We start from the raw sequence: 15414 nt of genomic DNA, 5'->3' as shown, positions 1-15414 counted from the left end.
AAAAAGGGCGAACCCTCACAGGTTCGCCCTTTTTTGTGCTCTGCTGCCTCAACCGATCAGTGACGCTCCAGAGCATTCACCAGGTCGTGGAAGGCTTCACGATTGGAGTCGTTGAGCCCCATGAGAATCTTGTGCGCCTCCAGGACCTTGATCCGCACCACTTCTTCCGACTGGTCCTGGGACGGCAGATCGGTCAGGCATTCCGGGCAAGGGATCGGACGATCGACGATGTTGAACACCTGATCGAAACCCATGGACTGCAACAGACGGGTAATGTCTTCGTGGGTGGTGACGACTGTGGGCAACAGACCGACTTTCTGCCGCGACAGGATCGACAACTTGGCCAGCAGGCCCAGAGTGGTGCTGTCGATGCTACGGGTTTCCGTCAGATCGATCACGATCGCCGAGAAATTCAGCGCGGTAAAAATCCGCTCAATAGTCGCATCCAGCGCCGAACACAAGGTCAGGCGCACTTCACCGACGAACTTCAGAACGAAGGTGCCGTCCTGCTCGGCGAACTGGATTCTACCGGTACTCATTGAAGGTTCCTGCTCAACACCAATAGGGCGATATCATCCGGCATCTCCCCTAGCGTGGCCAATCCAAAAACTTGCCGCAAGCCATCCAGGCTGCCGCCCGCTGCTCTTACCCGCTCGGGCAAGGCTGCTTCTTTCTCTTTGAGTGTAGGCTCGGGCAAAAGGTCCAGAATGCCGTCGGACATCAGCGTCAGGCTGAACACTGGCGGCAACTCCAGAATGTGATCTTCGTAGGTAGCCTCGTTGAACAGGCCCACCGGCAAACCACGCCCTTCCAGATAACGCACACTGTCTGGGGTGTACAACACCGGCAGCGGCAAATGCCCGCCAATGCTATAGGTCAACAAACCAGTCTCCTCGTCGATGACACCACCGACCATTGTGACGTGCTTGCCCAGCTTACAACTGATCAGGCCACGGTTGATATGACCGAGCACTTCCGAAGGCTTGAATTCCGGCAAGGTGCCGTTGCGCTTGGACTCGAACAGCAAACGCGTGGTCATGAACTTCAACAGCACGGTGACGAAGGCCGACGACGCACCATGACCGGAAACATCCGCCAGGTAAAAAGCCACCCGACGCTCGTCGACCCGGAAATAGTCGACAAAATCACCCGACAGGTACAACGACGGGATGATCTGGTGAGCAAAGTTGAACGCGTCGATTGACCAAGGGCTGGTAGGCAGCATGTTCATCTGCACCTGGCGACCGGCGTTCTGGTCCTCCTGGAGCAGATTGAGGCTGGCCTCGAGCTCGCGGTTGGCCGCTTCAAGCTTCTCTCTATAACGCTGGTTTTCCAGCAACAGACGCGCACGATCCAAGGCCCGACGCACCGAGTGCTCAAGCACAGCCAGATCTTCCAGCGGCTTGATCAGGTAGTCCGCCGCCCCCAGGCGCAACGCTTCAACCGCGTCGTTCATCACGCCCGCGCCCGAAACCACAATCACCGGAGTTTGTGGCGACAGCTCAGTCACTTGACGGATAAGTTCGAGACCGCCCATCTGCGGCATGCGCAGATCGCAGATCACCAGATCGGGGTTGTCGCGCTCGAATACCTGAAGACCCTGCTGGCCATTGGCAGCCTGCAGTACGCTGAAGCCACTGTCTTCCAAATAGGCCGCGAGGCTCGCGCGCACTACTTCGTCGTCATCGATTATCAGCAGCGTGGCACTGGTTTTTTGCATGTGGGCAAACGGCGCCAGAATTAGGTTGGCGTAGGGCGCTCTGGCCTGAGGCCTGATGCACGCTACTGGATTCGCTTTCTAGCCACTCTGCAAGCGAGGCCAGGACCTTCAGCCCTGCACGCCCGACCATCAGAGGTGCCCTTCTAAGGCGCAGACGGTACTCCCATCCGCGGGGCGTTTCAAGCTCATGCCGATGGTCGCCTAACGTCTTTACACCGCAAATCACCGGGAGTTATAAAAACCGCTAAAACCGCAACTCAATCGCAGGATGGAACCCATGAATCAAAACCAGCGTGACTACAGCGAAAAGCGCGATTACATCCGCATGCGGGTGGATGCCGAGGTCACGCTGATCCATCAGGGACAAGTGATTGAAGCCGTCTGCATCGACCTTTCCAGCAGCGGCATGCAGGTCCAGGCCCCTCGCTCGTTCCAGGTCGGCGATCAGTTGAGCGTGCGTATCGACTCCGAGCACGCAGCCCTCAGAGGCCTTGAGGCAGAGACGGAAGTGGTGTGGGCCAAGCCGCTGGAAGGTGGCGGCCAGAAACTTGGGCTTACAATCCTTAAAATGAAGTAAAACTCCAGCCCATGAAAAAGGCGGCCATCGGGCCGCCTTTTCAGTTTCAACAGAACCGCCGAAAGCTTAAAAATCGTCTTCGACCTTGCCGTCCTTGACCTTGAATTCGCGATTCTGCAGGTAGGCATTGCGAATGAAGGTGTACTTGTCACCACGAATCAACTTGTCCGCCGACAACAGGCTAGCCCGGGTATCGACGATATCCAGACCCATGGTGGTGTTCCGTGCGGGGATGTCATTCATGTAGCGGTAAGGTTCGGTGTAGCTGTCGACATATTTGGCCGGCGCATCACGCAGGGTGCTTGGGCCCAACAGCGGCAGCATCACGTAAGGACCGCTGCCCACGCCCCAGTGTCCCAGCGTCTGGCCGAAATCTTCGTCGTTGCGTTGCAGGCCCATCTTGGTGCCGACGTCGAAAAAGCCGGCCAGGCCCAGCGTGGTATTCATCAGCAATCGCGCAGTATCGACACCGGCCGCCCGTGGCTTGGCCTGGAGGATGTCATTGGCCAGGTTGCCGACATCGCCGATGTTGCGAAACATATTGTGGATGCCGTCTTCCAGAAACTGCGGCGTGACAGCCTGATAGCCTTGCGCCAAAGGCTTCAGGGCATAAGTATCCAGCGTGTCGTTGAAGGTGAAGATGGGACGGTTGATGCTTTCCCACGGATCGTCTTCAGCCGCCTGGGCGACCAGGGGAGCCAGCGTCACACCGGCACTCATACATAGTGGAACTAGATAACGGCTCCAGCGCATAGCAGGAAACTCCTTCGATTGTTCTCTCGCGGGGCTATGCCCTGAGGATAAGTTCAGGAGTATAAATCGGATAAGCCGGTTTAGGCAGCATCACTGCAAGCTGTCTTTGCCCATCAGCCAGCCAACCCCGTACTCGTTCACCGTGCTGTCACCTGCGTGTCATCTTCTGCCGCTAGCCTCGGGGGGTATTTCAAGGACGCTGACATGCCCCACGCCGACGCCTCAGTGCAACCCGCCCGCCCCTTGACCGCCGTGCTCTTCGGGCTCAGTGGCTGCCTGGTGGATTTCGGCGCGCGGATGCGCCAGCAAGCCACGGCCGCCCCTGCCCCGGAGCAAGCCCAAGCCACCCCAGGCGCGTTGGAAACCTTGCGACACCTGCATCAGCAAGGCATCCCCTGTGCCTGGCTGGAGCAGCTGCTTCCCACCAACAGCCGCCGGCTGGCGGCCAACTTGCCGGATTGGATCAAGCCTGCCCCCCATTCCCCAACCCCCTGGCCCGCACCCGATGCCTGCTGGCAAGCGCTGATGGCACTGAATGTCAAAGGCATCGACGGCTGCGTCCTGGTCAGCGGCGAGCCTCAGTTGCTGCAGTCAGGCCTCAATGCCGGCCTCTGGACCATTGGCCTGGCCTCCTGCGGCTCCCTGTGCGGCCTGACGCCCAGCGAATGGCAAGCGCTCAGCCAGCAGGAGCGGGAACACAAGCGCGGCAAAGCCACGGTGCAGCTCTTTGGCTTGGGCGTGCATTCGGTCATCGACCATCTGGGGGAGCTCAACACCTGCCTGGCAGACATCGAGCTGCGTCGGTTCAAAGGTGAAAAACCCTGACATAAGGCTGTTGATCCGGATCATGCACAGCGCCTGGGAGTGGATTACTCTAAGCCGTGGGCATGGACCTTTGACGCAACCTCGCGGTCCATCCCTGTGCCTATCAATAAAGGGAGAACGCCATGCCTGCCCGCGAACTGCAAGAACAACTCGACACCCTGCGCGAGCAATTGGAGCAGAACCCACCGCTTTCCGAAGCAGAGCGCGCCAACCTGCAAGAACTGATGCAGCAGATCGAACTGCAGCTCAAGCTGGAGAGCGGCACCCAGGACACCAGCCTCGCCGACGGCGTCAATCTGGCCGTTGAACGCTTTGAACTGGAACACCCGGCCATCGCCGGAACCTTGCGCAACATCGTCCAGACCCTGGGCAACATCGGCATCTGACTCAACCGCCGATGGCCCGCCTCACAAAACAAAAGCCCCACTCTCAGAGCGGGGCTTTTGCTTTACTGGCGTACCAGCCGGTGATTGGCGAAGTCCGCCGTTTCAGTGCTGCGGTAAGGGTTGATATCCAGCCCGCCGCGACGCACATAACGCGCGTATACGGTGAGTTTCTGCGGTTTGAGCAAGCGTTGCAGGTCGAGGAAGATCCGCTCCACGCACTGCTCGTGGAAGTCCGAATGCTGGCGGAAGCTCACCAGGTAGGCCAGCAGGCTGGCGTGATCCAGCGCCGCGCCACGGTACTCCACCACCACGCTGCCCCAGTCCGGCTGGCTGGTCACTGGGCAGTTGGACTTGAGCAGATGACTGTGCACGCTCTCTTCCACCACACGCGAAGCATCACAGCGCAGCAGTTCCGGACGCGGGTGCTCGTAACTGTCGACATTGATTTCCAATTCGTCGATGCATACGCCGGGAAGCGCCACCACGCCTTCGGCCTCGACTTCCTGCAGGCTGCGGATACGCACGCCCACCGGCTTGCCGGCAGCGGCCGAAAGATCGGTGCGCAAGGTCGCCTCAAGCACCCCGCGATCGGCAAATGGCGTCTGGTTCAGCGAGTTGAGATACAGCTTGAAGGACTTGGATTCGATGATGTTCGGCGAGTCAGCGGGAATGCTGAACTCGCCAATGGCCACCACCGGCTTGCCCGAAGGCAGCAACCAGGACAACTCGAAGCAGTTCCAGTAGTCCACACCTTTATAAGGTAGGGTATCGGCACTCAAGCCCAACTCGGCCCACTTCGCCGCCCGGGGTATCGGGAACAGCAGGGACGGGGTGTAAGTGGAGACGTATTCACTGGACTTGCCCAGCGGCGAATGTTCGGCTGCGGGATGCATGGCGGAAACCTGACTGAAGAATCAGCGGATTCTACCAGCCTTTGCTCCCGCCTTTGAGCCCCGGGTACTTACGGACTGACCGTCAACTTGCCGACCATCCCCGCCTGATAGTGCCCGGGAATGTTGCAGGCAAACTCCAGGCTGCCGCTCTTGCTGAAGGTCCAGGTCAGCTCGGCCCGCTTGCCCGGCTCCACCAGCACGCTGTTGGGATCGTCATGCCGCATGCCGTGGTCCATGCCTGCCATCGATCCGTGCCCCATCGCCCCATGATCCATGGCCTGCATGCCGGTGGGCGTGAGCATCCCGCTCTGTTGCATCTTGAGCATTTCCTGCTGGTGCTCGGCATGCATGGCCGCGTTGCCCAGGTTGAATTCATGCAGCAGCTGACCGTTGTTGATCAATACAAAACGCACCGTTTCCCCCGCCTTGATCTCCAGCGCCTTGGGATTGAACGACATGTCCCCCATCACCACCTCGACACTGCGGCTGGCCTTGGCCGCCGGTGCCGGCTGGCCAAAGTCGTAGGACGCCGCCGGCGAGGCCCATAGCGGCGCGCTCAACAGCATCAGACAACCGCCCAGAATCGACCGGCTTCGCCACAACAGCTTTTGCATACTCATCATTAGACTCCAACAAGATCGGGATTCAGCCTGTGGCACACTCTAGAACCCTGCCGCTGCCAGCCAGCTGACAAGAAGGTTACAACTTTGTCAGTTTGAACCGCCCCGGCCTCTTGCACGGTATAAAGCCCGGGTTCCGCCCGCCACGAGTCCACCATGAAACTGCTGATTGTCGAAGACCAAGCAAAAACCGGTCACTACCTGCGCCAAGGCCTGAGCGAGGCCGGCTTCAATGCCGAACTGGTGGCCGATGGCAACACTGGTCAGCACCTGGCCCTGACCGGTGATTATGCCCTGCTGATTCTCGACGTGATGCTCCCCGGTCGCGATGGCTGGCAGATCCTCCAGGCGGTGCGCAGCGCCGGCCTGGAAATGCCCGTCTTGTTCCTCACCGCCCGGGATGCGGTAGAAGACCGGGTCCATGGCCTGGAGCTGGGGGCCGACGACTACCTGGTCAAGCCCTTCGCCTTCTCCGAACTGCTGGCGCGGGTGCGCAGCCTGCTGCGCCGTGGCAGCGCGGTAGCCCAGGAAACCAGCCTGCAACTGGCCGACCTGCGCCTGGACCTGATCCGCCGTCGGGTGGAGCGCAGCGGCCAACGCATCGATCTCACCGCCAAGGAGTTCGCCCTGCTGGAGATGCTGCTGCGGCGCCAGGGCGAAGTCCTGCCCAAATCGCTGATTGCCTCCCAGGTCTGGGACATGAATTTCGACAGCGACACCAACGTCATCGAAGTGGCGATCCGCCGCCTGCGCCTGAAGATCGATGACGATTACCCGAACAAACTGATCCATACCGTGCGCGGCATGGGCTACGTGCTCGAAGAGCGCCAGGCCTGATGCGCCGCCTGTCGCTGAGCGGGCGCCTGGCGCTGCTGTTCGCCGCGTGCACCGCGGTGGTCTCGCTGCTGGCGGGCGTGCTGTTCAGCCGCGCCAGCGAAGCCCACTTCATCGAACTGGATCAGCAACTGCTGGACGGCAAGCTGCTGGCCCTGCGCAGCGCCTTGCAGGATGTCAGCGAGGCCGCGGATCTGCCCCGGCACCAGGCCAGGTTGCAGGACGAACTGAGCCATCAGCCAGACCTGCAGCTACGCGTCAGCGACGCCAACGGCCGGCTCTGGTTCGACAGTGCCCCGAGCCTGCCCGCTTCGCTGCCCGGCAGCGCCGGCTTGCACAGCCTGAACCAGGCCGGTAGCGCCTACCGGATCTACACCGCCGCGCTGAATCCCGGCCAACCCGCCTCGGCGCAGTTGACCCTGATCCTCGACATCACCCATCACCAGCACTTTCTGCAACGCATGCAGCATCTGATCTGGCTGACCGTGGGCCTGTCGGCCCTGGCCACCGCCCTGCTCGGCGCCTGGGCCGCCCGCAGCGGCTTGCGCCCGTTGCGGCGCATGAGCGCGGTGGCCGCCGGCGTGTCCGCCAGTTCCCTGACCCAGCGCCTGCCCCAGGAGCAGATGCCCGCCGAACTGGCGGAGCTGGCCAGCAGCTTCAACGCCATGCTTGGCCGCCTTGAAGAGTCGTTCCAACGCCTCTCGGCGTTTTCTGCCGACATAGCCCACGAACTGCGCACGCCGCTGTCGAACCTGCTGACCCACACCCAGGTCACCCTGACCCGGCCCCGACCGCTGGAGGACTACCGCGAAGCCTTGCACAGCAACCTCGAAGAACTGCAGTGGATGGCACAACTGGTCAACGACATGCTGTACCTGGCCAAGGCCGACCACGGCCTGCTGAGCCCCAGGCGCGAAGCGCTGGACCTGGCCCAGGAGACCGACATGCTGCTGGAGTTCTATGCCCCATTGGCCGAAGACGCGCAGATCGAACTGACCCGTGAAGGCCATGCCGGCTTTGCCGGGGACCGCAGCATGCTGCGCCGCGCGCTGTCCAACCTGCTGGATAACGCCCTGCGCTTCACCCCTGCCGGAGGCTCGATCAAGGTGCGGATCAACGACAGCGCCCAACACTTGAGCCTGAGTATCGAGAACAGCGGTGAAGGCATTGCCCAAGAGGCATTGCCACGACTGTTCGACCGCTTCTACCGGGCGGACCCGGCGCGGCGTGAAGGCAGCAGTGAACATGCGGGGCTGGGGCTGGCAATCACTCAGTCGATCATTCGCGCCCATGGTGGGCAGATCCGTTGCGAATCGGCGGCGGGTTGGACGCGCTTTGTGATCGAATTGCCAAAGCAAGATTGAGGGTCTGTTCGCCGGCAAGCCGGCGAACGCACCCGCGAGTATCAGGAATAACGCAACGCGTGGGCCGGCTCGACCTTGGATGCGCGCCAGGCTGGATACACGGTGGCCAGGAAGCTCAGGACAAAGCCGGCGCCGCAGATCAACGCGACATCGCCGCCCTGCAACTCGGAAGGCAGGTTGCTGACGAAATACACGTCGGAGCTGAAGATCTGCTGGCCACTGATCCGCTCCAGCCAACCCACCAGCTCGCTCACGTTCAACGCAGCAATGACTCCCAGCACCCCACCGATCAGGGTGCCGACAATCCCGATCACCGTGCCCTGGACCATGAAGATCGCCATCACCTGCCGCGGCGTGGCGCCGATGGTGCGCAGGATCGCGATGTCCGCGCCCTTGTCGTTCACCACCATGATCAGGGTGGCGATGATGTTGAACGCCGCTACCGCGACAATCATCAGCAACAGCAGGCCAATCATGGTCTTTTCCATTTTCATCGCGCTGAACAGGCTGCCCTGGGTGTGGGTCCAGTCATCGGCGCGGAAGTCCGTCCCCAGGCCCTTGGCGATGTCCGCCGAAACCTGTGGCGCGGCATACAGATCCTTGACCGCCAGGCGCACGCTCTGTACCTGGTTGGGCTGCCAGTGCTGCATCTCTGCGGCGTCAGCCACATGGATCAGGCCCATGGAACCATCCAGCTCGGCCCCCACCTTGAACACCCCAACCACATTCAAGCGCTGCATGCGCGGGGTAATACCCCCGGGCGCGGTGCTGACTTCCGGCACGATCAGGGTCAGCTTGTCGCCGACATTCAGGCGAAAACGCCGGGCGGTGATCTCGCCGATCACCACACCGAACTCACCGGGTTTCAGATCCTGCAGGCTGCCCTGGACAATATGCTGGGTAACGATGGAGACCTTGCCTTCCTGGGCCGGGTCGATGCCGCTGATCTGGATCGGCTGCATCGCTCCCTTGTAGGACAGCATGCCTTCCATCTCGGTGAAGGGCACTGCCGCGGTGACTTCCGGGTTCTTCAGGGCCGCCGCGGCCACCGGTTGCCAGTCGTCAATGGGCTTGACCCCGACGATGGTGGCGTGAGGCACCATGCCGAGGATCCGCGAGCTCATTTCCCGCTGGAAGCCGTTCATCACCGACAACACCACGATCATCGCCAGCACGCCCAAGGCGAGGCCGATCATCGAGGTCATGGAAATGAACGAGACAAAGCGATTACGCCGTTTGGCGCGGGTGTAGCGCGTGCCGATAAAGATCGATAAGGGTCTGAACATGGGCAAGGCACCCTGGAAAAATTAATGACCCGGCGCCGACGGGCTAGCCCGCCGACGCCGCGTGCGGCCGCATCAGATGGCGACCAGGTGACCTTCTTGCAGGTGCAGTACGCGGTCCATCTGCCGGGCCAGGTTCATGTCGTGGGTCACCACCAGGAAGGCGGTGCGCATCGACGTACTGAGCTCCAGCATCAAGTCCTGAATACCCTGGGCGGTGTGCGAGTCGAGGTTGCCGGTGGGCTCGTCGAGCATCACCAGCCCCGGCTTGTTCACCAGGGCCCGGGCAATGGCCACCCGCTGGCGCTCGCCGCCGGACAGTTCGGCCGGCTTGTGCTCCAGGCGATGGCCGAGCCCGACACGCTCCAGCAGCGCGGTCGCACGCTGACGGGCTTCGGGGATCGGCGTACGGCCGATCAGCAGCGGCATGCAGACGTTCTCCAGGGCGGTGAACTCCGGCAGCAGGTGGTGGAATTGATAGACGAAGCCCAGGGCGCGATTGCGCAACTGGCCACGAGCCTTCTCGCCCAACGCCGAGAGCTCTTCGCCAGCCAGCCAGACGCTGCCCTTGGACGGCGTATCCAGGCCGCCCAGCAAGTTGAGCAAGGTACTCTTGCCGGAGCCGGAGGTACCGACGATGGCCACTCGCTCACCCGGATGCAGTTCCAGTTGCAGGCCGGACAGGACCACCACCGATTCCGGACCTTCCTCATAGGACTTGCCCAGGTCACGGCAGCTCAGGATTGCTTTTTCACTCATGCCCAACTCACTCATAACGTAGCGCCTCTGCAGGCTGGGTGCGCGCCGCACGCCAGGCTGGATACAGGGTGGCGAGGAAACTCAGGACCAATGCCGCGCCGCAGACCATCAACACGTCCTCGGCCATCAGTTGCGACGGCAGGTAGTCGATGAAATACACGTCGGCATTCAGGAATTTATGGCCGATCAGGCCTTCGAGGGCGGAGATCGCGGCACTGACATTCAACGCTGCGAGCATCCCCAGCACCGCCCCGATCAGGGTGCCGACCACGCCGATCACCGTGCCCTGGACCATGAAGATCGCCATGATGGTGCCCGGTGTGGCACCCAGGGTACGGAGGATGGCGATGTCACCTTTCTTGTCGTTCACCACCATCACCAGGGTCGAGATGATGTTGAACGCAGCCACCGCGACGATCAGCAGCAACAGCAGGCCGATCATGGCTTTTTCCATGCGGATGGCCTGGTACAGGTTGCCATGGGTACGGGTCCAGTCGCGGGCGTAGAAATGGTTCTCGCCCAACTGCTGGGCGATTTCCCAAGCGGTGCGTGGGGCCTGGAACAGGTCGTCGAACTTCAGCCGCAGGCCCTGGACCTGATCCGGCTTCCAACGGTGCAGGCGGCCTAGGTCTTCGAGGTTGGTCAGGCCCAGGTAGCCGTCGATCTCGCCCGCGCCGACGTGGAAGATGCCCACCACGGTAAAACGCTTCATGCGCGGGAACATGCCGGCCGGGGTCACCGTGACTTCCGGCGCGACGAAGGTCAGCTTGTCGCCCAGGCCGACGCCCAGCTTGGCGGCCGCCTTGTCGCCGATGACGATGCCGAAGCTGCCGGGCGCCAGCGCGTCCAGCTGCCCCTGTTGCATGAAGTGGTCGATGATCGACACCTGCCGCTCCTGCGCGGGGTCGATGGCATTGAGCAGCACTTTCTGCACCTGGCCGTTGTTGGTCAGCAAGCCCTGCATCTGGGTGAATGGCGCCACCGCCAGCACTTTCGGGTTCTGCTTGACCTTGTCGGCCAGGCTTTGCCAGTCGCTGATGGGCTCGCCGGATTCAATGGTGGCGTGGGGCACCATGCCCAGCACGCGGGTGCGCATCTCATGATCGAAGCCGTTCATCACCGACAGCACCACGATCATCACGATCACGCCGAGGGCGAGTCCGATCATCGAGGTCAGGGAAATGAATGACACAAAATGATTGCGACGCTTTGCACGGGTATAACGCGTGCCGATAAAAGCAAACAGAGGTCTGAACATGTCGGGGCTTGTGCAGAGGAAAAGAAGACGTCCTTGTGGCGGGGCCTGGTAAGCAGCTTTACACTCAGACCACTGCCTCTACCATGGGTTCGCCATGTCGACATTAGATGAAGAAGATCGCCGCGAATACTACCGTATCGAGGACGCGATCGCACTGGAAATTAGCCCCTTGTCCGCCCACGACGCGGCGAGCAAGGAAGTGTTGCAGGATGAGTCTCCACTGTTCAATTTGCTCAGTGAACTGCACCTGAGCGAATTCGAATCCCAGCACCTGCTGCGCCAGGTCAGCGAGCGCGATCGCACCCTGGCCAGCTACCTCAAGGCCATGAACAAGCGCATCGACCTGCTCAGCCAAGTGGTGGCGCAGACCGTGTTCGGCAAGTTCGGCGAACCGCAGCGGGTGATCCTTTCCGAAGGTGGCATCGAGTTCAACCACCACCTGAGCTACGCCAAGGGCAGCCACCTGGCCGTGAAACTGCTGCTGATGCCCCAGGCCCTGGGCCTGCTGCTGCGGGCCAAGGTCATCCACTGCGAGCCCCAGAGTTTCGGCACCTTCGAGATCGGCACCGAGTTCGAAGCATTGACCGACGCCCAACGCCAGCTGCTGGCACGCTATATCCTGCAAAAACAGGCCCAGCAACGCCGCCAGGCCCGGGAGCAGAGCGACCCTGCCGCCGGCTGAGCAGCACGCCTGACCCCTCTTAAGGAACAACATCCGTGAAGGAGCAATTGTGACCCTGATCTATGGCCATCGCGGCGCTAAAGGCGAAGCACCGGAAAATACCCTGACCAGCTTTCAGGAATGCCTCAAGCACGGCGTGCGCCGTTGCGAGCTCGACCTGCACCTGTCCATGGACGGTGAACTGATGGTGATCCACGACCCGACCCTCAAGCGCACCACCGACCGGCGCGGCAAGGTGGTGGAGCATTCCGCCGCCGAGCTGGTGACCTACGACGCGCGCAAAGGCGGCCCAGGCTGGGTCAGCCCCTGCCCCATTCCACGCCTTGAAGAGCTGTTCGAGAAATGCGACTTCGAGCACTGGCAGCTGGAAGTCAAAAGTGCCTCGCGCACTCGCGCCGCCACCACTGTGCTGGCGATTCGGGAAATGGCCCAGCGCTTCGGCCTGCTGGACAAGGTCACCGTGACCTCAAGCTCGCGGGAAGTGCTGAAAGCGGCGGTCGAGCTGACCCCGGACCTGTCTCGCGGACTGGTCGCCGAATACGCCTGGCTCGACCCACTGAAGGTCGCCCAGAGCTACGGTTGCGAGATTCTTGCGCTGAACTGGACCCTGTGCACCCCGGAGCGTCTGCAACGGGCGCAGCGTCAGGGTTTGCATGTGTCGGTGTGGACGGTCAACGAGCCCGCGCTGATGCGCAGGCTCGCCGACTTCGGCGTAGATAGCCTGATTACAGACTTTCCCGGTTTGGCCAGCGCCACTCTCGAGAATTACTGAAATCGGTCTCCCCGGCCGGCTCAGGCCACCGGCCGGAGCCGCTCAAAAAAGCCGGTTGAGGCCGTCGTATGCCGCTACCCGATAGGCTTCGGCCATGGTCGGGTAGTTGAAGGTGGTGTTGACGAAGTACTTCAGGGTGTTGTGCTCGCCCGGCTGGTTCATGATCGCCTGACCGATATGCACGATCTCCGAAGCCTGGTAGCCGAAGCAGTGCACGCCGAGGACTTCCAGGGTTTCCCGATGGAACAGGATCTTCAGCATGCCTTGCGGCTCGCCGGCGATCTGCGCGCGGGCCATGCCCTTGAAGAACGCCTTGCCCACTTCATACGGCACCTTGGCCTGGGTCAGCTCCTGCTCGTTCTTGCCGATCGAGCTGATCTCCGGAATGGTGTAGATCCCGGTCGGCACGTCGTTGACGAAGCGCCAGCTACCGTTATCGACAATGCTGCCGGCAGCGGAGCGACCCTGGTCATGGGCGGCACTGGCCAGGCTTGGCCAGCCGATCACGTCACCGGCGCCATAGATGTTCGGCACGCAGGTGCGGTAGTTCTCGTCGACTTCGATCTGGCCGCGGCTGTTGACCTTGACCCCGATGTTCTCCATGCCCAGCTTGTCGGTGTTGCCGGTCCGGCCGTTGCACCAGAGCAAGGCGTCGGCCTTGATCTTCTTGCCGGATTTCAGGTGCAGGATCACCCCGTTGTCGACCCCTTCGACCCGGTCGTATTCCTCGTTGTGGCGCACGGTGATGTTGTTGTTGCTGAAGTGGTAGCTCAGGGCCTGGGAGATTTCCGAATCCAGGAAGCTCAGCAACTGGCCACGGTTGTCCACCAGTTCCACCAGCACCCCAAGACCACTGAAGATCGAGGCGTATTCGCAGCCGATGACCCCGGCGCCGTAGACGATGAGTTTGCGCGGGGTGTGGCCGAGGCTGAGGATGGTGTCGCTATCGTAGATACGCGGGTGGCTGAAATCGATGTCCGCCGGCCGATAAGGGCGCGAGCCGGTGGCGATGATGATGTGCTTGGCGACCAGCTTTTCCACCACGCCGTTGGCGCAGACCACTTCCACGGTCTGCTCGTCGGCGAAGCTGCCAGTGCCGAAGAACACGTCGACCCGGTTACGGGCGTAGTAGCCGGTGCGCGAAGCCACTTGCTTGGAGATGACCTTCTCGGCGCTCTTGAGCACGTCCGGGAACGAGAACCAACGCGGTTCGCCAATGGCCCGGAACATCGGGTTGGTGTTGAACTGCATGATCTGCCGGACCGAGTGACGCAGGGCCTTGGACGGAATGGTACCCAGGTGGGTGCAGTTACCGCCGACCTGGCGACGGCTATCGACCATCGCCACTTTGCGTCCTGCTTTCGCGGCGTTCATCGCCGCACCTTCTCCAGCGGGGCCCGAGCCCAGCACCACTACGTCGTAGTTGTAGACAGCCATGCGTACTCCTCAGAACAGGCCGAGATGCCCTTCTGGCATCTCCGGCTAAATCATGCCGCGGCCAGCGGCATGAAGGATCAATTTGGCTCGGTTACGAACCCGGGCACAGTCTATAGAAGCGTCAACGCCGCGCACATTAACCCTTGGTCGCGTCGTAGGCTACTTTTGCCTGCACTACAGGGCTCACAAGCGTGCTCAAGGCTATTGTTTTTGCCCGGCCAGCAGCGCATCGAAGGCCGGGGTGCTGCGTGTGACGAAACCTGTATCGGCACGCATCACAAAAAATCCGGCGATGGCGTGTTTTTCCGCGTACTCCCAACCCGCCTCCGGGCCGAGTATCAGCAACAGCGTCGACAGGCCATCGGCCATCAGCGCCGAAGGATGAATCACCGTGACCGAGGCCAGCCGATGGGTGATCGGCCTGCCGAGCCGAGCATCGAAGGTGTGGGAATAACGCTGGCCGTCCTGCTCGAAGTAATTACGGTAGTCGCCAGAGGTGGATACGCCATAACCATCAACGGCAATCACCCGCTGCGCCACCTGCTGGTCGTCACGTGGTTCCTCCAGGGCAATCCGCCAGGACGTGCCGTCCGGCTTGCGCCCCACCGCCTTGAGCTCGCCGGTGGCTTCGGCGAGAAAGCTGTCGATTCCCAGCTGCGCAAGCCGCGCGGCCATGCGATCCACCGCGTAACCGGCAGCGATGCTGTTGAAATCCACCTCCACCGGCGCATCCTTGCACAGCTCCTGCCCTTCGATACGCAAATGCCCATGCCCGACCCGCTGCCGAACCTCGGCCAGCGCCGAGGCAGTGGGAACCTTTTCCTCACGCCCCTGGGGACCAAACCCCCAGAGATCAAGTAACGGCTCCACCGTCAGGTCGAAAGCACCATCGCTGTCTCGGGACAGTTGCTCGCCGACCCGGACCAACTGCAGTACCGGCTCCGGCATCGGCTGACAACTGTTGGCGGGCAAGCCATTGAAACGCTCGATATCCGAATCGCTGCGGTAGGTGGACATCTGCCGGTCGACCTCGGACAGAATCCCCTCGACCTCAGCCTGAACCAACGACGCAGCCGGGCCATTGGCGTGTTGCACATACTGTACGGACCAGGTGCTGCCCATGGTTGGCCCCGATAGGCTTTGCAGGCGATCGCCGCCGCAGCCCGATAGCAGCGCCAGCACAGCGCACAAAGCGCCCCATCGCGATCTTTCGTTACCTGGCAAGGTCTTCCTCCCGATCAACCGCCCAAC

General features: G+C 61.7%; 17 protein-coding genes. 7 read left to right on the top strand and 10 right to left on the bottom strand.

The genetic code is table 11. The annotated features are described in order from the left end of the window. Window positions 1-56: 56 nt before the first annotated feature. Together rssC and rssB are read right to left on the bottom strand one after the other, a co-directional pair. On the bottom strand, window positions 57-539 hold the full coding sequence (gene rssC, locus LXM55_RS17010; protein WP_068587814.1) for an anti-sigma factor antagonist RssC: 483 nt from the start codon (window positions 537-539) through the stop codon (window positions 57-59). Then, window positions 536-1720: a two-component system response regulator RssB gene (gene rssB / locus LXM55_RS17005; protein WP_233321427.1), complete on the bottom strand. Its 1185-nt coding sequence runs from the start codon at window positions 1718-1720 to the stop codon at window positions 536-538. Before rssB ends, rssC begins: the two co-directional genes overlap by 4 nt. A 277-nt stretch (window positions 1721-1997) precedes the next feature. Here rssB and LXM55_RS17000 point away from each other — a divergent pair, with 277 nt between their 5' ends. Further along, window positions 1998-2297: a PilZ domain-containing protein gene (locus LXM55_RS17000; protein WP_233321426.1), complete on the top strand. Its 300-nt coding sequence runs from the start codon at window positions 1998-2000 to the stop codon at window positions 2295-2297. A gap of 66 nt (window positions 2298-2363) precedes the next feature. On the opposite strand, the gene LXM55_RS16995 is transcribed toward LXM55_RS17000, so the two are convergent. Then, window positions 2364-3050, bottom strand: coding sequence for an MlaA family lipoprotein (locus tag LXM55_RS16995; RefSeq protein ID WP_233321425.1), 687 nt, complete (start codon window positions 3048-3050; stop codon window positions 2364-2366). 204 nt (window positions 3051-3254) lie between these two features. Between LXM55_RS16995 and LXM55_RS16990 the strand changes: the two genes are divergently transcribed. Beyond that, on the top strand, window positions 3255-3875 hold the full coding sequence (locus LXM55_RS16990; RefSeq protein ID WP_233321424.1) for an HAD family phosphatase: 621 nt from the start codon (window positions 3255-3257) through the stop codon (window positions 3873-3875). 122 nt (window positions 3876-3997) lie between these two features. After that, complete coding sequence (locus tag LXM55_RS16985; protein ID WP_233321423.1) at window positions 3998-4261, top strand: DUF4404 family protein; 264 nt, start codon at window positions 3998-4000, stop codon at window positions 4259-4261. Between the two features lie 62 nt (window positions 4262-4323). Here LXM55_RS16985 and queF read toward each other — a convergent pair whose 3' ends face one another. Continuing rightward, window positions 4324-5154, bottom strand: coding sequence for an NADPH-dependent 7-cyano-7-deazaguanine reductase QueF (gene queF / locus LXM55_RS16980; RefSeq protein ID WP_233321422.1), 831 nt, complete (start codon window positions 5152-5154; stop codon window positions 4324-4326). A gap of 68 nt (window positions 5155-5222) precedes the next feature. After that, the gene (gene copI / locus LXM55_RS16975) at window positions 5223-5774 is read right to left on the bottom strand and encodes a copper-resistant cuproprotein CopI (RefSeq protein WP_442799762.1); all 552 of its coding nucleotides are present in this window, start codon (window positions 5772-5774) and stop codon (window positions 5223-5225) included. A gap of 156 nt (window positions 5775-5930) precedes the next feature. Here copI and LXM55_RS16970 point away from each other — a divergent pair, with 156 nt between their 5' ends. Both LXM55_RS16970 and LXM55_RS16965 read left to right on the top strand, forming a co-directional pair. Next, window positions 5931-6611 carry a heavy metal response regulator transcription factor gene (locus LXM55_RS16970; RefSeq protein ID WP_233321420.1) on the top strand — a complete coding sequence of 227 codons (681 nt, stop codon included), beginning with the start codon at window positions 5931-5933 and terminating at the stop codon, window positions 6609-6611. Then, on the top strand, window positions 6611-7972 hold the full coding sequence (locus LXM55_RS16965) for a heavy metal sensor histidine kinase (protein ID WP_325169900.1): 1362 nt from the start codon (window positions 6611-6613) through the stop codon (window positions 7970-7972). The genes LXM55_RS16970 and LXM55_RS16965 overlap by 1 nt, the downstream gene beginning before the upstream one ends. A gap of 41 nt (window positions 7973-8013) precedes the next feature. On the opposite strand, the gene LXM55_RS16960 is transcribed toward LXM55_RS16965, so the two are convergent. The 3 genes from LXM55_RS16960 to LXM55_RS16950 form a co-directional block, all read right to left on the bottom strand. Next, window positions 8014-9258, bottom strand: a complete 1245-nt coding sequence (locus LXM55_RS16960) for a lipoprotein-releasing ABC transporter permease subunit (protein ID WP_103739347.1) — start codon at window positions 9256-9258, stop codon at window positions 8014-8016. A gap of 72 nt (window positions 9259-9330) precedes the next feature. Further along, window positions 9331-10014: a lipoprotein-releasing ABC transporter ATP-binding protein LolD gene (lolD, locus tag LXM55_RS16955; protein ID WP_015634822.1), complete on the bottom strand. Its 684-nt coding sequence runs from the start codon at window positions 10012-10014 to the stop codon at window positions 9331-9333. Window positions 10015-10021: 7 nt separating this feature from the next. After that, the gene (locus tag LXM55_RS16950; RefSeq protein ID WP_016967733.1) at window positions 10022-11272 is read right to left on the bottom strand and encodes a lipoprotein-releasing ABC transporter permease subunit; all 1251 of its coding nucleotides are present in this window, start codon (window positions 11270-11272) and stop codon (window positions 10022-10024) included. A gap of 94 nt (window positions 11273-11366) precedes the next feature. Here LXM55_RS16950 and LXM55_RS16945 point away from each other — a divergent pair, with 94 nt between their 5' ends. Both LXM55_RS16945 and LXM55_RS16940 read left to right on the top strand, forming a co-directional pair. Beyond that, complete coding sequence (locus LXM55_RS16945; RefSeq protein ID WP_060838364.1) at window positions 11367-11954, top strand: PilZ domain-containing protein; 588 nt, start codon at window positions 11367-11369, stop codon at window positions 11952-11954. 49 nt (window positions 11955-12003) lie between these two features. Next, window positions 12004-12726 (top strand): glycerophosphodiester phosphodiesterase, encoded by a 723-nt coding sequence (locus tag LXM55_RS16940; RefSeq protein ID WP_016967735.1) that lies wholly within the window; start codon window positions 12004-12006, stop codon window positions 12724-12726. A 42-nt stretch (window positions 12727-12768) separates the two neighbouring features. On the opposite strand, the gene sthA is transcribed toward LXM55_RS16940, so the two are convergent. Next, on the bottom strand, window positions 12769-14163 hold the full coding sequence (gene sthA, locus LXM55_RS16935; protein ID WP_092316553.1) for a Si-specific NAD(P)(+) transhydrogenase: 1395 nt from the start codon (window positions 14161-14163) through the stop codon (window positions 12769-12771). 201 nt (window positions 14164-14364) lie between these two features. Then, window positions 14365-15285: an FAD:protein FMN transferase gene (locus LXM55_RS16930; protein WP_233321419.1), complete on the bottom strand. Its 921-nt coding sequence runs from the start codon at window positions 15283-15285 to the stop codon at window positions 14365-14367. Window positions 15286-15414 lie beyond the last annotated feature (129 nt).

The sequence above is a fragment of the Pseudomonas sp. Au-Pse12 genome (assembly GCF_021341665.1).
Lineage (GTDB): Bacteria > Pseudomonadota > Gammaproteobacteria > Pseudomonadales > Pseudomonadaceae > Aquipseudomonas.
The sequence above is the reverse complement of the archived record's forward strand: the minus strand, read 5'-3'. Positions and strand labels throughout refer to the sequence as shown.